This is a genomic window from Paenibacillus sp. FSL E2-0151 (assembly GCF_037993015.1).
In the GTDB taxonomy this organism is placed as follows: Bacteria; Bacillota; Bacilli; order Paenibacillales; family Paenibacillaceae; genus Paenibacillus; species Paenibacillus amylolyticus.
Genome location: NZ_CP150308.1, coordinates 1,477,592 through 1,492,395, shown reverse-complemented (window position 1 = coordinate 1,492,395; position 14,804 = coordinate 1,477,592). Strand labels below are relative to the sequence as shown.

18 protein-coding genes are annotated in these 14,804 nt (G+C 48.0%); 1 reads left to right on the top strand and 17 read right to left on the bottom strand.

The annotated features are described in order from the left end of the window. Positions 1-146: 146 nt before the first annotated feature. From MHI55_RS06700 to MHI55_RS06620, 17 genes are all read right to left on the bottom strand, one after another. Positions 147-305, bottom strand: a complete 159-nt coding sequence (locus MHI55_RS06700) for a hypothetical protein (protein ID WP_339189253.1) — start codon at positions 303-305, stop codon at positions 147-149. A 423-nt stretch (positions 306-728) separates the two neighbouring features. After that, positions 729-1,160: a hypothetical protein gene (locus MHI55_RS06695; protein ID WP_339189256.1), complete on the bottom strand. Its 432-nt coding sequence runs from the start codon at positions 1,158-1,160 to the stop codon at positions 729-731. After that, positions 1,160-1,795 (bottom strand): hypothetical protein, encoded by a 636-nt coding sequence (locus MHI55_RS06690; protein WP_221819087.1) that lies wholly within the window; start codon positions 1,793-1,795, stop codon positions 1,160-1,162. The genes MHI55_RS06695 and MHI55_RS06690 overlap by 1 nt, the downstream gene beginning before the upstream one ends. Beyond that, entirely contained in the window at positions 1,796-2,773 is a 978-nt protein-coding gene (locus tag MHI55_RS06685) for a pyocin knob domain-containing protein (RefSeq protein ID WP_339189258.1), read from the bottom strand. It lies immediately after the preceding gene. Beyond that, positions 2,773-3,363 carry a YmfQ family protein gene (locus MHI55_RS06680; RefSeq protein ID WP_339189259.1) on the bottom strand — a complete coding sequence of 197 codons (591 nt, stop codon included), beginning with the start codon at positions 3,361-3,363 and terminating at the stop codon, positions 2,773-2,775. The genes MHI55_RS06685 and MHI55_RS06680 overlap by 1 nt, the downstream gene beginning before the upstream one ends. 137 nt (positions 3,364-3,500) lie before the next feature. Beyond that, positions 3,501-4,640: a baseplate J/gp47 family protein gene (locus tag MHI55_RS06675; RefSeq protein WP_340389369.1), complete on the bottom strand. Its 1,140-nt coding sequence runs from the start codon at positions 4,638-4,640 to the stop codon at positions 3,501-3,503. Positions 4,641-4,644: 4 nt separating this feature from the next. Continuing rightward, positions 4,645-5,100 (bottom strand): DUF2634 domain-containing protein, encoded by a 456-nt coding sequence (locus MHI55_RS06670; RefSeq protein WP_340389367.1) that lies wholly within the window; start codon positions 5,098-5,100, stop codon positions 4,645-4,647. Then, positions 5,093-5,503: a hypothetical protein gene (locus MHI55_RS06665; RefSeq protein WP_036668841.1), complete on the bottom strand. Its 411-nt coding sequence runs from the start codon at positions 5,501-5,503 to the stop codon at positions 5,093-5,095. Before MHI55_RS06665 ends, MHI55_RS06670 begins: the two co-directional genes overlap by 8 nt. Continuing rightward, complete coding sequence (locus MHI55_RS06660; RefSeq protein ID WP_340389365.1) at positions 5,496-6,482, bottom strand: phage portal protein; 987 nt, start codon at positions 6,480-6,482, stop codon at positions 5,496-5,498. Before MHI55_RS06660 ends, MHI55_RS06665 begins: the two co-directional genes overlap by 8 nt. Then, positions 6,479-7,111 carry a LysM peptidoglycan-binding domain-containing protein gene (locus MHI55_RS06655; RefSeq protein ID WP_036611596.1) on the bottom strand — a complete coding sequence of 211 codons (633 nt, stop codon included), beginning with the start codon at positions 7,109-7,111 and terminating at the stop codon, positions 6,479-6,481. Before MHI55_RS06655 ends, MHI55_RS06660 begins: the two co-directional genes overlap by 4 nt. A gap of 56 nt (positions 7,112-7,167) precedes the next feature. Then, complete coding sequence (locus MHI55_RS06650; protein WP_340389363.1) at positions 7,168-8,844, bottom strand: hypothetical protein; 1,677 nt, start codon at positions 8,842-8,844, stop codon at positions 7,168-7,170. 24 nt (positions 8,845-8,868) lie between these two features. After that, entirely contained in the window at positions 8,869-8,991 is a 123-nt protein-coding gene (locus MHI55_RS06645) for a hypothetical protein (RefSeq protein WP_256337973.1), read from the bottom strand. Between the two features lie 35 nt (positions 8,992-9,026). Further along, positions 9,027-9,461 carry a hypothetical protein gene (locus tag MHI55_RS06640; RefSeq protein ID WP_017690174.1) on the bottom strand — a complete coding sequence of 145 codons (435 nt, stop codon included), beginning with the start codon at positions 9,459-9,461 and terminating at the stop codon, positions 9,027-9,029. Positions 9,462-9,717: 256 nt separating this feature from the next. Continuing rightward, positions 9,718-10,125 carry a phage tail tube protein gene (locus MHI55_RS06635; protein ID WP_036611426.1) on the bottom strand — a complete coding sequence of 136 codons (408 nt, stop codon included), beginning with the start codon at positions 10,123-10,125 and terminating at the stop codon, positions 9,718-9,720. Positions 10,126-10,275: 150 nt separating this feature from the next. Further along, on the bottom strand, positions 10,276-11,739 hold the full coding sequence (locus tag MHI55_RS06630; RefSeq protein WP_340389361.1) for a phage tail sheath subtilisin-like domain-containing protein: 1,464 nt from the start codon (positions 11,737-11,739) through the stop codon (positions 10,276-10,278). Beyond that, a complete protein-coding gene (locus tag MHI55_RS06625; protein ID WP_017690177.1) occupies positions 11,739-11,939 on the bottom strand; it encodes a hypothetical protein in 201 nt (66 codons plus the stop codon). The genes MHI55_RS06630 and MHI55_RS06625 overlap by 1 nt, the downstream gene beginning before the upstream one ends. Positions 11,940-12,332: 393 nt before the next feature. Beyond that, the gene (locus tag MHI55_RS06620; protein ID WP_340389359.1) at positions 12,333-13,256 is read right to left on the bottom strand and encodes a hypothetical protein; all 924 of its coding nucleotides are present in this window, start codon (positions 13,254-13,256) and stop codon (positions 12,333-12,335) included. 501 nt (positions 13,257-13,757) lie between these two features. On the opposite strand from MHI55_RS06620, the gene MHI55_RS06615 reads away from it, so the two are divergent. Then, positions 13,758-14,780, top strand: a complete 1,023-nt coding sequence (locus tag MHI55_RS06615) for a hypothetical protein (protein WP_340389357.1) — start codon at positions 13,758-13,760, stop codon at positions 14,778-14,780. The last annotated feature ends 24 nt before the right edge of the window (positions 14,781-14,804 follow it).

Sequence of the window (14,804 nt, the reverse complement as noted above, 5' to 3'; positions counted from 1 at the left end):
TTCGTGTCCTATATATGAAGCCGCTGAGCTACCTGCTGCCAAAATACATTTACCTACTTGTCTCCAGATCAACTCCCCCTGAATTCAATATGAAAGCCCCTGACGGCTCTAGAGCTTAAAAATAGCGCACCACTTAGGTACGCTCATTAATTCCCTTCAGTTTGTTCTAAAATGTAATCCTCGACTGTTTGCCGATAATCAGCATTGGTGATGTCATCCAACAAGTACACCTGACCCGTTTTTGGATAAAGTCCTTTGTCCAAGATTTTTTCCGTTGCATTCCTTACAACCACTTGGTTAACCATTACAAAATCGCTCCTGTATTTTCATTAGCCATGAGCAAAATTGGGTCTTCCAATTCTTTTATGTTCTCTTCCACTGTCAGTTCGGTATGAATCCTTTCCAGCACTGGCAGTTTTGTTTAAGGATCAATTTTCACAATTCGATAAATGTTAAGGCGTCTCATCATATTCCAGATCAATGTGTTCCAATTTCGTAATCTCGTTTCGTGTCGAGCCGTCACCTTGCCAAATTGAAGCTACAATTTCACCGTATTGATCATATATATAATTCTCATTCCTGTTTGCATTGTATTTTCACTTCCTTTCCTGAATATATTTATTCGGGTTTTAACAGACAACAGTATAAGCTTTCCCGGCTCACAACGTCACACCCTTTCCCCCTGCTATCTCTCTACCGTTCCACTCGCTTGTGCTTTCCTTTTAAGATCAAGAAAGCGTGACTTTCCCTACAGGCGCTAAAGAAGAATAAAGAGTAACACGGCTTACATTAAACGAGTTTCCGCCTGTATGATACACCCACACTTCTATGGAATCCCCGGCGTTTACCGTCACCTCAAAGGTTTGACCTCCTGAACCTATCGGAACATCAAAACTAACCCCTTGATAAACCCCATTTACAAAAATAGCGATCTTACAACCAGTTATCGAAGTGCTTGCGCTTGTATTGGTTGTTATCCTGTACTTCCCCTTGTATCCTACTTGAATAGCTTTAATCTTTGTATAACTGTTTGAAGGCGAATTCCTCGCAGTGCCGTCTTCAGCTACGATGTTCAACGTCCCATTTAACGTTGATTCGAGTTCAAGCGAAGGACCACCCAACCCCTGATTGCTCAGTGAGAAATTATCAAGTGTCGGCATTATGTCACCACCTGAGTAACGGCGTGGACAACAACCACACTTGAGCTATCAGCAAAACCTTCTACCCATTCACCAGAAGTGAGTATGATGTCAGCAAACGGTATTAAAACAGTATCGTACCCGGATATCTTGTAGTTTCCTATTAGGTTGTTGGCATCCCCAGAAGCGCCAAACCGGACAGTTACAGTTCTTGTTCCCCCGTCATAATTGGTAATCACAAAGGATTTTACCAGCCTTTTAGCGGAGGCGGACGTAGTTATTGATGTAATGCCTGTATTCAATGTTACGCGACTGGGACTTAACCCCAAAGTTGCAGGGGACCCGTCTCGTTCAATAGCGGATATCCTAGCATTTACGAATCCACTATTTACACCGCTCCATATTTCGAACGTTTCCGATGGGTTAATAACGAGGTCGGTTACTGGTACAACTAAAGTTTCATACGGTTTTAAAGGTCTCCCGCCAACCAAATATCGATTGCCACTTAGTCGTATAGAAACATAATTGGTCACGCTACTAAAATTACAAATCACTATTGATTTAAGGATGCATGTCGTATTCGCTTTTCCGGTGTAAGCAACTGTCGGCGTAGTCGGGAGTGTGCCGCCAAATAATTTAACTGCTGTATCTGCCATCTATAGCGCCCCCCATGGAGTTTTTTGTTTGCTTGACTCGTACAGTGCCAAATCATCACCCTCGGCGCTGTAAGGCACATCGGCTGAACCTTCCGAAAGTTTGATTCTAGTGATTCCTTTAGCTGAGTTTGTCACAGCTCCGCCCATGCCGCTAACGGTCAGCCGTATTTTAACGCTGAACAGCCCGGCTGGAATTGTAACCACCGATGACTTGCGGTGCCAATCCGTGTTTCGCTCTGGTATAAGTGTCCGTATTACATCATCTGTTCTTGGGTCCATCACATCTAAACGCAAGGAATCTGTTGTCATGCCTAACGTGTAAAAAACACCCTGAAACCTGTGTGCGCCTGGATTGACGCTTATACTTTCCGAATGCAAAAGGGCTGTTGATCCTTGTTGTACGGTTGATGACATCACAAAATATTTTAATGTTTTAGCACCTTTGCTAGTCGTCCAAGTGAGCTGACTCCCGGTGTTCTCCCAAAAATCTAAACCGAATAATGCGGCGGAATTCTTCACGAGGTTGGGCGAATAACTTTCAATTATAGGTTTAACAGCGACGTTAACAGCCGCCTGAGCATTCTCGTCAGCCTGGGGCAGTATCACTTCAAGTTCGTCTCTAGTAGGTACTTTATTCCATGGACCCCAACCAAAATAGTAGTTTCTTTGAAAAACCTCTAAGTTGCCAGGCTGGAAGGTGGTCAGGGTTTGCAACACTCCCGCATGAGGCTCTACAGTCAAGTGAAACGCCTCTCCTGTTGGGGAATTAAGCAAGGTTTCTACAGTAGCATTAGCAGGACAATAATATTCCCCTTCTGTAATATAGCTATTAAGATCAGATTCCGCAGGTATAAGGATGGATTCACGTGTTGCAACGCCTGCGTCAATCTTTTCAAAAATCCTGTTAATACTCTCTCGGGTTACATTCTCGTTCCCCAAGGGAAGAGGTAATTTCAGTCGATCGGTTTCTTTTGGCATTACGCCCACACCTCCAGTTCATTCCACGTCAAGGACGCGGCATCGAGTTCGTCCCATGTTTTCTGCTTCTTGTCCAGATCATCCCACACCAGATAGCGATACTCATACTCCACGGCCATATGGGCCGGTTTTAATTCCTCAATTGCCCGTTTAAGATCATCAATATTGGGCGGGATGCCCATCGTATCCACAAAACTCACCGTAAAACTCCACGCTTCCGGCTGAAAAGTTACATCCACCTTGCCCCCGGCATACGCCTCAGCCACGTTCGCCACCAGCCTGCCAGAAAACTTTCCTGCCCCGCGCAGCTTCGACTCGACCACCGCACGCCTTTGTTCCACGGGTTTGAGACGATCCGTCTCAATGCCAAGCTCTTCTTCCCAGAAGTCCAGCCCCCACGTCGCTGTACGGACAAAAAACTGCTCCAACGTCTCATCCAGCGCCTGGTACAGTAGATCCATCTCGTTGCCTTTGGCCTGCATATCGGCCTGCATCACGCGTGATGTCTCATAATACCTTGGTAAATACGAGAACAACTCCCGCCCTCTCTCACTCGTCAGTCCAACATCTACAATAGAAGGAGCACTCATGCCCTGTCCCCTCCCTTCCTTGCACATCCACATGGAGCGTCTCGCTCACCAGCTTCAACTCAGATCGGCGTACCTCTCCCAATCTTTCTTGGTCTCCACACTCCAAAACTACTTCCTCGCCCACCATCTGCCCAACACTACTCATACACATCCACCGTCCCCAGCACCGCCACCTGACTCGCGATCATCTCGATATTCTGGTCACTTACACCGTTCACGGTCAGCTCCGAATAGTCGATAATCGGCGGAATGTCCAGCAGAATCGCGGCAATGCGGGTGTAACGAACGAGTGGATCGGCAAAAGCCAACTGCTTCAGATACGCGGTCACCCCGCGTTCGATCAATGCTCGTACATCGGCCAACGTTGCATCACTAGCAAGAGTCAGCTTCACCTGAATGTTCATCGGCACTTCCTCGGCTGGCATCACGGACACCACTGGCCCCGCCGGTGCAACGCCTTCACCCTGTCCATCCTGCGTGGGGTCAACATACTTCTGTACCGCCGTCACCAGATCGGTGCCCGCAGCGCGCTTTTCCGTGTCCAGCAGATACAATCCCACCGTGCCTGGCCCTTGCCATAAAGAAATAACACGCGTTGCACCAACACCTGGCACTTCACTGGCCCATTGCACATATTGTGCTTTGTTGCCGCTTGTCCCTTGGTTGCGGACTTTGGCATAAAAGCGTTCCAACAATGCCGTATCGGCCTCAATATCCGCACCGCCTTTGATCACATCAACGTTCGTGACAGAAGTCACGCCACTTACAGGTGTAGAGAGCACAGTTACCGTGCCTGCAGGCACATTACTCTCTTTTCCGGCAACAAGGGCTCGCACGCCTACCACCCCAGAACCATCTGCATCCAGTTCCAAACGTCCCACTGTCTCATATTCGAGCGAAGCTTCAGCAGATACTTCATCCGCGAGCGTAGCCACAACCGTACCCGCAGGAATCACCTTGCCCGGCGTACCCACGAATCTAACCGAACCTTGTGCAACTACCGCAGCTCGCCGTGTGATGCCGTGCTCTCCCGCCCGCAGATCCAGCTCTTCCGAACGAAAATTCGGATCACTGCTCGCCGCAGTACTAGCAAACCCTCGCCGAAGTAATTCCTGCGCCCACAATGCCGCTTCAGACAGCATAAACGCAACCGGAGCCTCCGCATCCCACAGAAACGATCCTTCCGACTTATCCAGATCCGCGGGCAGACGATCCAGCATGCGCTGCATAATCTGTTCCTCCGTCTGGTCCTCCAAATAACGCGGAATCTCAGCCATCCCGTCAGATCACCTCACTTTCCAGAATAAACATCTCTTCCTGCACACTCGCCACTCGGCACGAGAACATACACTGCTCCCGATTCCAATCAAACGTAAACTGGTCTACCGAATCCGTGCGTGGATCAGCCAGCAACGTCTCAGTCACCATCCGGGTAATCTCACTTTCCATCACACCCCGGCTGTCACCCTGACCCACCAGATCCTCCAGCTCCGAACCATAGTTTCGGGAATAGATCACATGTCTGTATCTTGGCGTTTTCACGGCCTTAATGCACCACTGTACCCAGGCTTCATGCCCACCAGCCGCAGCGACTTTACCACTTGGGGTCAGCACAAAATCCCCTGCATCGTAATCGAATCGCCAGCTCCGTCCAAAGCGTACCTCTTCCGAAGCCGCCCCCGACAGACCCTCCTCATCTCCCCAGACCACACCCGTTTCCGGGAACAAACTAGGCATGCGCACTCACCACCTTACACAGCACCACAATGTCGTTACCGCCATTCACGCGCATCGCCAGCACACGATCTCCCGCTTTCAGACCTTTGCCAAGAGACAACACCGTTTCTTCCACTTCCTCTTCTTGCAAAAGAAACCGTCCCGTGCCCGTCGTTCCGCCGTTTGCCACGTCAGGTATACCGGAAATCGCGCCAGCAGCCTCGCGCTCCGGCAGTCCAAGCGTGCCCGGCAACTCGGCCACGAGATAATCCTGCACTTCGTGCTTGAAATCATCCAGCTTCACGCCGGATGAGGTCATCGTACCCAGTACCGCGCCCAGCCCGCTCACGGCCTGACGGGAATGTGTACTCATCGCACCCCGCATGACGTCGGCAAAATGCCCATACGGATCATCTTTATTCAAGGTAATACCTCCTTTTCACCAGCTCGGCTGTCCCCAGTTCCAACGTCATCATTCCAGGTCCGGCAGACAGATCACGGCTAACCGACATGACGATTAGCTTCAGTCCTTTTAACAACACTGCGTCCCCAGCGCGGATCGTATTCACATCCGGTGCGGATATCGTAAAGGTCTCCTGAATACCCGTCAGATGACTTTTCGCCAGTTTTTTCGCGGCGGTTGTCGATTTCACCTGATCGTCCTCTACCAGCTTTTGTAATGTGCCCAGTTCTTCCACACGATCCTGCTCAATCGCAAGCACTTTGGAAGGAACTTCTTTGCCACTCGGTGACTCCGACGCCGCCATGACTTTCACTTTGGTAACCGCCCCTTCGAGCGTACGCATCTGGGTCAGATCAATCAGTCGATCAAGTTCATACACCTTTGCATTACTGCCGACCTGGAAGAGTTGCAACCCGCCGGGTGTCATCCGTGGATGGTACATTTCCCCGCCGGACTTCGCCGTTTCTTTCAGATCAGCAAACATCATCGAAAAGATCGTCTGTGACCGATACACGGCTTTTCCCAGCTTTATCTTGGTTTCTGGCAATGTAGCGTATGGAATCTTCCACTCTTTGGCGTAGGTTTTGAGTCGTTGCGTAGCGGTCTGATCCTTAGGCAACAGGAACTCGTCCTCCGATTTTTCCAGATAAATCATCCGGTCGTACACCGTGAGAGACAGCCGCTTGGTGCCGCTGTTCGAGCTTTCCACCTCCCAGATGACCGCAGGATGCAACAGATGAACCATGGATTTTTCGCCAAAAGGAACCCCGCTAATCCGCACCGCCATGCCCGGTGAGATCGAAGGCAGACCGGAAGATGCAGACACCGCCAGCCGGATGTTAGCCTGATAGGCAATCTGGTCAAGCGAGTCCTTCAGCGTAATCGTCTCCACCAACTTGGTGATGTCGTATTTGTCGTCGACAATGACCTTGTAGGTCATGGCATCACCAGCTTTTGTCCGGGTTTGATCCGGTTCGGATCACTCCCGATGATCTTTGCGTTGAGCTTGTAGATCTCGTTCCATTTGGAACTGCTACCCAGCTCAAGCTTTGCTATTTTGGACAGGGAGTCGCCAGATTTGACGGTGTAGGTCTTGCTGTTCTTTTTCAAATCGGTACGCGAACCTGACTTGCTCGCGGATGCCGCAGAGCCCACCTTCTCCACCTTGGAATCCCGCCATGTGCGTAGGGTCAGGTCGAAATAAATATCCCCTGTCTCCCCCCCACGAAAGCTCGAATTAAGCGAAACAATAAAAACAGGCACGTTCACGCCCGTCTCTGAAATGATGAAACGCAGCGGCTTTTTGGAGATGAGAAAAGTGTTCAACACATTCATCGCCACGCGTGGATCCAGAAAATATTTTTCATCCATGCAATAGGACGGATCATATCGTTTCGGAAAAAAAGAAGAGAAGGTGATCTCCTTCACCTTCTCCCCTTGTGCAAAATCAAACTCGCCATGCTCCAACATATTGACCGTTTCATATCCCTTAGATCTGGAAATATTAACTTCTTCAGGGTTTACCGGAAATTGAAATGGAGTATTGCCATCCTTCAACGTAAATGACATTTTGTTAGGACCAACTTTATCTTCAAGTACAGACATATCTGCGGCCTCCTTTCTGCTTAGGCCATAATTGTTTTGCGATTTTGCATCGCGCGGCGGAACTCATCAGAGATACGTTGCCCCACCTGATGAGAAACTGCGTCATAATCAATAGCGTTCTCCCGAACGGTCACTTGTACCGTACCCGGTGCAATATTCACAGCAATTTGGTTCGTCGTTTCCGTTTTGAAATCCTTAAGGTAACCTGCAAGACTGCTCATCTGTTCTTCGGAAATACGCACTGTGAGCGGCGAAGCTTTCTCATTGGGTTGACCCGCGTTATTCATTGCTACCGCTTGGGATTGCATCACACTTGTTCCCATAAGACCCGCAGCCGTCGGTGAACCAAATCGATTGTTCATGTAGGCTTCTGGACCGGTGATCGATAGAACTGCCGGCCTGTATGGAGGCGGCATCTGAGGTGCTATCGGTGGAGGGGGTGGTGTCTGCGTTGCTACAGGTGTTGAGGGTGACGTTATGACCGCTGCGGCTGGGGCGGTCTGCTCTTCCTTTTTAGAACCGAAACCAAAAAAACCTGCAACCCCATTGAACAAATTCGTCGTTTTCTCCGCCACGTAACTCGCTCCCTCAGAAGCAAATTTTGCTACTTTTGAGATGTCTTCCGCGTTGTTTTTTAGGAATCCACCTACCTTGTCACCCAGCCAACCGCCTGCCTTTTCACCCAGCCAACCGCCTATTGAACCGCCCAGCATGTTCCCAACCACCGGAATTGGAATTACACTGCCAAGTACGGTACCAATAGCTGTTCCTACTGCATTACCAGCAACCGAACCCACCGCACGAGCACGATCCTCAGGTGGGGCGCTTGCAAGTTCTTTAATATTGTTATACATACGGAGTGGTGCGAACAATTTTCCCGCTCCTTTAACGAGGTTGCCACCAAGTTTGCTTATGATGCCAGACCCACCACTGCCTCCTGCCCCACTTCCGCTTCCACCTCCACCAAAGAGACCTTTTACATCGCCCCACAATCCATCGAATCCACCGATCAAATCGGACCCTGCGGACGAGAAATCATTCACAAACTTTGCCCCACGTTTTGTAACCTTGAACGCCTTTTTCAATTTATTCCCCGGTGTGGCAGGTGTTGTGATTTCTTTCCATAGCTTCTTCCCACTATTTCTTGCATCAAAGACTTTCCCCACACCAGATGAGATTGATTTCCCACGATCAAACATACCTTTCATCTTCTGCAAAAAAGTTTTAGGTTTCGCTTCGGCCGCTGGTGCCGCTCCAATATTGATAGAGTCTAGCTTGGTACTCAGCATATTAATAGATTGGGTATTTATATTCAAAGCATCGATCAGTGGCTGTGAATTCACATTAACGGATACACCTGAAATCTGGTGGCTGACTTTGAGCTGCACACTAGCTGTAGCATTCAACATCTTAGATCGGATTTGCTTCATTTTTCTCAACAAACCATTCAATGCCGGAGTAGCACGGTCAACCAGATCAACCGTCGGTGTAATACGCAGCCTGCTGATTCGCACAGCCATACTATAAATATGCTCCAACCTGCGTCCGGTCGTTCTCAGTTCATTGTTCACCTTAATCAGACTCTGATAACGAACTCTGCCCAGACGTTCGGTTGAGCGTTGGATCTGATCCAGGTATCGGAGGGTTGTCCGCATTTCCGCATTCGATTTGGATAAACCTACAATCATTTCTGCCATTTCTTCACCTCCTGCCCTATTTCGTTATCGATTCATTTGCGAGGTTATTGCTGCCATCTCTTCTTCCGAGAACGCAATCAACAGCGAGCGCTCCCCGCGTGGCAAAGACCAGAACTCTCCGGGCCGGAGATGATGACGTACCCACATATGATATAGGAACGTGGTCATTCCGCCGGAGTGAATCAGTTTTTTAGGTCTTCAATCTCCACACCAAAGCCGGACAGCTCCAGCACTTTATCACCTACAGCATCCAATTCACCAGCCAGCAACATACGACGTACCGCCTGTTCGCCACCGGATAGCTTCATGCGGCCTGTAATGCGGGTGTCCCCCCAGCCGGACAATTCCAGGCTGCGGACTTTTAATTTCACGGTTGCTTCAGAAATGAGCAGCGCGTTAAACGTTTCGGTGTCCACCTTTTCCTCGGTGCGGCCTTTGGTCGTTTTTCGAATGGTACAACGTTCACGAATATGATCCACTTTGGAAGACGTCAGTCCACGCAAGGTCAACAACAGATCCAGACGCTGAATGCGCACATTCTCCTCTGGCAAACGTTCTGCTGCTTCAAACAACTGATCCAAAATCTGTTCTTCGGACATATTTTCATTCATACTCATTGGGCGTTATCTCCTTCTTGCTCACATTTGGCAATCATAATGGTACACTAGCCACTCCGATGACAGAATAACCTTCCGATCGCTGTTATCCCCAGATTTTTTTGATTCCCCTCTTCAAGGGAAAATCCGGGGATAAAGGCGAACGCTCCGCTTCTTCACGTTATTTCTGTCCTCTCCGTTATCGTGTAGATACTAAATTTGCTTTAAGTAGACAACAAAGAGACCGAGATCATCTCGGCCTCCATTAAAGTCCTTTTTAGTTCGCCACAATCGGATTCAGCAATTCAAATCCTTCAAACGTAAAGCCCGTTTCCTCAGGTACTTCCTCACCCGCTGTCCAGTTGGCAAGCTGGATTTTGTCCACCATGCAACCTCTCAGCAATACACTCTCATGTCCATACGATTCTGGGTCGTTCAGCTTGGAAATAATCTCGAATTTGGTGAAGCCGCGCTGGATCATATCGGAAGTGACTTTGTAGCCGGTCATCGTGCCTGTTCCTTTTTTTGCGCCGTTTTTGTGCACTTTCCAGTCGTTACCGACCAGGTTCAGCTCACGCTTTTCAATCTCCACACTCGCTTCCAACTTGTTAATGTTTGTCTGCCACACACCATCGATATGCAGCTGACCATGGGTACCGAGAATTACTCTTGATGCATCCAACATATATTTTCCTCCTTGGGTTCGTTGAACTAATAAATATTACACGGTATAACTCCGCAGTCAGAACAATCTTCCGATCGCTGTTATCGTGTAAAGCATCAGTTCAACGTATAGTAATTATCCTAGAAAACGGTTCTTTCCTTTCACACAACCTTATTGCACGTAAAATGTACCAAACAACTGCTCCATTACATCCGTCAGCTTCACATTCCATTGCAGGAATACCTGATCCGCTTCCGGTTTGAGAACTGGTGCAGCACCATAATATGCCGGGTCAAGAATGACATCATAACCGTCGGCTTCAATCACATTGCTCTGTGCGAGCAGCGCCAAATAGGCCTTCATGGCACTAATCAGTGCTTGACGGCCCTCTTCGGTATTGTTTACTTTACCGATATACGTATCTTCTGCGGAACGTTGCAGATCCGTGTTAATAGCATCCAACACACGAATGGAACGGATTTTTTTCCACGCATTATTCTGTCCAGCCGCTGGCGTTACCAGTGTGTTTACACCGCGAAGTGCTTTCACCTGACGTCCATCATGGAAGAAAATAAATACGCCATTGTGTACCGCCTGTTCCTGTTCTGCACGCGTCCAGCGACGTGTCACATCATCGAACGGAGTAGCTGCATAGGTTGTGGATTGGTTCAGACGTTGTCCGGCAATCAGTCCCGCAACATAGGCGGACGTTTCCGCCGAGCTGTAAAATGTATCTCCAAGGCGAACGCCTGTACCAACATTAATCACACCTTCATGGTTGAGCGCAAGCGAACGTGCTGCTGCTTTTTGTGCTGCTGTAGCAGAAGTGTCATCCACTGCGGAACCGCCAAATACAGCCACCACCGGTTTACCTTCACTACGTACACGTTTCACCCATGCCGCAAAACTCGCAAGCAGAGGTGCATCTGCCGCCTGATCCAAAGCCAAGACGTCGAATTGCTCCCCTTCCAGCGCACCCTGTACAGCAATGTATTCTGCATTGGTCAGGTCATCGTTGCCACTTACGCCACCTTTGAATGCCGCACCCGCAATTGTTGCAACTACACCTGCACCATCGCCAATCGCATGCGCCGTTACCCAGACATTTTGTTCATCCGCGTTAATCTCTTTTGCCAGAGAAGCTGCTGTAATATCCGCTGTCAGGAGCGCATACAACATCCGGTTACCTTCGAAGAGACGCACTTCATGTTTCGTATTATCAATCACACCTGGCTGGATGGTGACGTAGAATCCATTTGCACGATCCCCCGGATACTTCGCGTCCAGTTGCAGCACATTGGCATCACTGCTGTCCTTCAAGGTAAGCGTGGCTACTTTGGCCGCGGCACTTGCTACCCGATAAGCGAGCAACTTCTTCGGCCCACCCAACAGGGCGAGCTTCAAGGACGTATAAGCCGTACCGTTGTCCAGCACATTCGCCGCATAGATACGTTCAATCGCCGCTTCGCTCCCTACTTCAACAAAAGTCCCCACAGGACCCCAGTTGGCCTTGACTGGCACAACGACCGTTCCCCGCGTACCCGCTTGAATGGCCGAAGATGCTGCCGCCTGAAAATTCATATATAAGCCCGGAAGGACCGGACGATTTGTTTGCTCCCAAGTTCCACCTGCCATTATCCCTTCACCTTCGCTTTCATAAATTGGTTAATTCGTTCTTGCGTTTCTTCAATGGAAAACGTCTCTTGCGCCGCTTCGTACAGCGCACCGTACAGCACCTCTGCCTTAACGGCAAAGAGGGCTTCTGCATGATTCATCAGTTCTGCCCGTGTATACCGCGGGGCTGTCTGTTTGCTTTTTTTCACTGAGCTTGCCATTGCCATCTCACCTCATTTGTTGGACTACTAATTTCGTGAAACGATGATCTTTAAGCTTGATCTATGAATTTTTGATCCTATGAATATGAAGCTATAATATTGAAGCCACATCTATCATTTCAAAGCTATAATCTGGAACCACTCTTAAAAGTGCATGTTCAAAAAGATCGGTTTTCAGTACCGAGAAGATGGGATGAAGTTAGAAATGGAGTAGCAGAGCGTAGGGAAAACTACGTGAGCAACTACAATGTTTCCAAAGGAAACATACTTCGTAAGCTTATGCTTATTCGGCTGAATTCCATATTCGATGCTGATGATGCCGTTAGGCATCCTTTGTAATCAAAAGCGGACTTTTTGAACAACCTCTAATAGAAGGTTCCTCTCGACTAACGTTTACTCCATACCTTTGCTATGGTGAATCTCACGAATGAAAGGTACATTTGTACCCGGACGACGAATCCGCTGTTGCAACGTCAGGCGAATCTGTCCGTTCAGATACGCATCGGTCTGCAGATCTGCTGTGACTTCATCCACTGTGATATATCGCGTGTTACCTTCGTGCTCTTCGCCACCCGTTTCAGTGACGGCAAGACGAGATTGCACTGCAAGTTGCTGGACCAACCGAGTAACGGTCTGGCGTGTTAGTACCGAATGATCGGTGAGCACATGCCCAGTCCACTGTTGTCGAACCTCCAATGCTGAAGTCCCCGCCACAGACGTGCTGCATCCAGCCAATCGCCATAACACAGACGGCATATCGTATCCACCGGGCCAGACATCCCCATATACCGACCAGCCCGAACCAAGTTCCGACTGTGTCCAGCCTTGAAGCGCAGCTAACCACGCGTCGCCTGTTTCAGCGAGGACAGCTCCCGAGTCTTCTGGAACATACACTCCGAACCGCAGACTGCGCGTAAGCATTCCAGACCCTGCCTCCACCCGGTCACTATCTGAAGAACCCAGATAGATGCAAGTGAAGGCTCCGCCTTCTTCGTCAATCAGTCTTACCTGGTGTAACCCATCAATTAGAAGGGATGACCAAGCTTCCACTTGTTCAGCGCCACCATCTTCCGGACGAGTGTATGGTGAGATTTTAATAATCCTTCGATATCCCGCCCATGCAGACTTCGGCACTTCTTCGGCAAACGCAACCACTGCACAAGGCCCGGCCAAAACTTCGCCTGACGCAGGTACATCCAGCACACGACCGTTCCAATCTGGAACAAGTACCGCAAGCTTCTGTTTCAGCGTTTTTTTAATGAGCTTACTCATTTTACTGGTGCTCATGGCAGTGCTAATCTCATTTCTCATAGACACATTCATTTCGCCCCCTTTAGCTGCAAGTTTGAGATCTGCCCACACCGTGCAGCGACAATGTAGCAGCAGTAGACTCCCCCTTTTAACTCAGAGTCTGTATTGCTATCGAACCAGTAACGGGACTACATTCACCGCATCAAAAAGACCGGCCACCTGGCCGGTCTGTACATTAGCGTATGTGCTTTCGGTGCGTCCCTTGTTATTGATCCGATAATACAATCTTACACCCTTTCATTCCTAGCGCGGATGGTGTTCCGTACGACTTCGGTGCGATTAAGGGAGACGTTCGGGTGGAAAAAAGACGACACCTGTTCTAATTTCCCAACACAGCAATCACTTTTATATCGATATCAAAACAATGTTATTTATTTACATTTTATTGCAGGTGTAATATCCTTCGTATATAGGCTGTACGTAATTAGACGAAGTGTGAAGCATTAAGAAAGGCGTTTGTGGTGCGCTAAAAGTTAACTATCCCATGTAGAGAGTGAGATATTGATCATGAAAAAAGAACTTATTATGCATTCACCTGTAATTCAAGGTTATCCGATTCATGCTAATATGCACTCTATTCTTCCCAATCACCCTTCCTACCATGAATGGTTATTTACGAATCACATGCAACTAAGGTTTGATTTCTACCAACCGGATACTTTCCACTTGGAGTTCTACCAGCCATTAATGAGAGAGTACCATCCGTTGTTAAATATTCACAGTATGCAAAAAGAAATGATCCAATTGCTCAAGTTAAATGTTACCGATTTCTTCATAGAGTCAATTAATAATGGTAACTACATTTATGTTCTTATCGATAAACAACATATTAAAGCCTATAGAACTGAAGAAAGTGCACCTCATGATTTATTCATATACGGTTATGATCGGGATAATCAAGAATTTAATATCGCAGATTTTTTTCCTGACCCGTTGCCCAATTATAAGAAAACAAAGGGATCCTTTTATGAGATTGAGCAAGCAGTCAATGAACATATCAACTATAAAGAGGACTGCTGGGATAATGTATTTGGTATACAACTTATCTCCATGAATTCGTTCAAGTCCTATCGTTTCAATTTGGAGTTTTTCAAAATCTCACTGAAACATTATCTTAATTCTACGAATAGTGCTGCATACTTTGAAGTCATTGAAGGCACTCCAGCAGAAGAGCAATGTCTGCACGGCAGTCTGGACCCTGTATTTGGTATCCACATTTATAACAAATTAATTGAATCTGTTCGTGCCGATCATCAATATATAAGAGCATTACATATGTTATCTGAGCATAAGACGTTAATGACCAAGCGAATTCATTATTTACATAAACTTGGATTAATTGATGGCAGTCTGTTTTATAACCTATTTGAGGATATTGAACTAAAGGCTCGTTCTCTTCGAAACAATACGCTTAAACAAATGATAATCAACGAACACTCTCTCAATATACCCAAACTAACTTCAATGATTGAAGAGCTTTCGAATAAGGAGTACCTTGCACTTGATAAGTTAGCTAGTGCAATAGGGTAGCGTTGCAAGTTAAACGTAATGTTA

Coding starts and splice junctions, on each gene's coding strand:
- MHI55_RS06700 (WP_339189253.1), bottom strand. CDS start 305: ATGGTTAACCAAGTGGTTGTAAGGAATGCAACGGAAAAAATCTTGGAC.
- MHI55_RS06695 (WP_339189256.1), bottom strand. CDS start 1,160: ATGCCGACACTTGATAATTTCTCACTGAGCAATCAGGGGTTGGGTGGT.
- MHI55_RS06690 (WP_221819087.1), bottom strand. CDS start 1,795: ATGGCAGATACAGCAGTTAAATTATTTGGCGGCACACTCCCGACTACG.
- MHI55_RS06685 (WP_339189258.1), bottom strand. CDS start 2,773: ATGCCAAAAGAAACCGATCGACTGAAATTACCTCTTCCCTTGGGGAAC.
- MHI55_RS06680 (WP_339189259.1), bottom strand. CDS start 3,363: ATGAGTGCTCCTTCTATTGTAGATGTTGGACTGACGAGTGAGAGAGGG.
- MHI55_RS06675 (WP_340389369.1), bottom strand. CDS start 4,640: ATGGCTGAGATTCCGCGTTATTTGGAGGACCAGACGGAGGAACAGATT.
- MHI55_RS06670 (WP_340389367.1), bottom strand. CDS start 5,100: ATGCCTAGTTTGTTCCCGGAAACGGGTGTGGTCTGGGGAGATGAGGAG.
- MHI55_RS06660 (WP_340389365.1), bottom strand. CDS start 6,482: ATGACCTACAAGGTCATTGTCGACGACAAATACGACATCACCAAGTTG.
- MHI55_RS06655 (WP_036611596.1), bottom strand. CDS start 7,111: ATGTCATTTACGTTGAAGGATGGCAATACTCCATTTCAATTTCCGGTA.
- MHI55_RS06650 (WP_340389363.1), bottom strand. CDS start 8,844: ATGGCAGAAATGATTGTAGGTTTATCCAAATCGAATGCGGAAATGCGG.
- MHI55_RS06645 (WP_256337973.1), bottom strand. CDS start 8,991: ATGTGGGTACGTCATCATCTCCGGCCCGGAGAGTTCTGGTCTTTGCCA.
- MHI55_RS06640 (WP_017690174.1), bottom strand. CDS start 9,461: ATGAGTATGAATGAAAATATGTCCGAAGAACAGATTTTGGATCAGTTG.
- MHI55_RS06635 (WP_036611426.1), bottom strand. CDS start 10,125: ATGTTGGATGCATCAAGAGTAATTCTCGGTACCCATGGTCAGCTGCAT.
- MHI55_RS06630 (WP_340389361.1), bottom strand. CDS start 11,739: ATGGCAGGTGGAACTTGGGAGCAAACAAATCGTCCGGTCCTTCCGGGC.
- MHI55_RS06625 (WP_017690177.1), bottom strand. CDS start 11,939: ATGGCAAGCTCAGTGAAAAAAAGCAAACAGACAGCCCCGCGGTATACA.
- MHI55_RS06615 (WP_340389357.1), top strand. CDS start 13,758: ATGAAAAAAGAACTTATTATGCATTCACCTGTAATTCAAGGTTATCCG.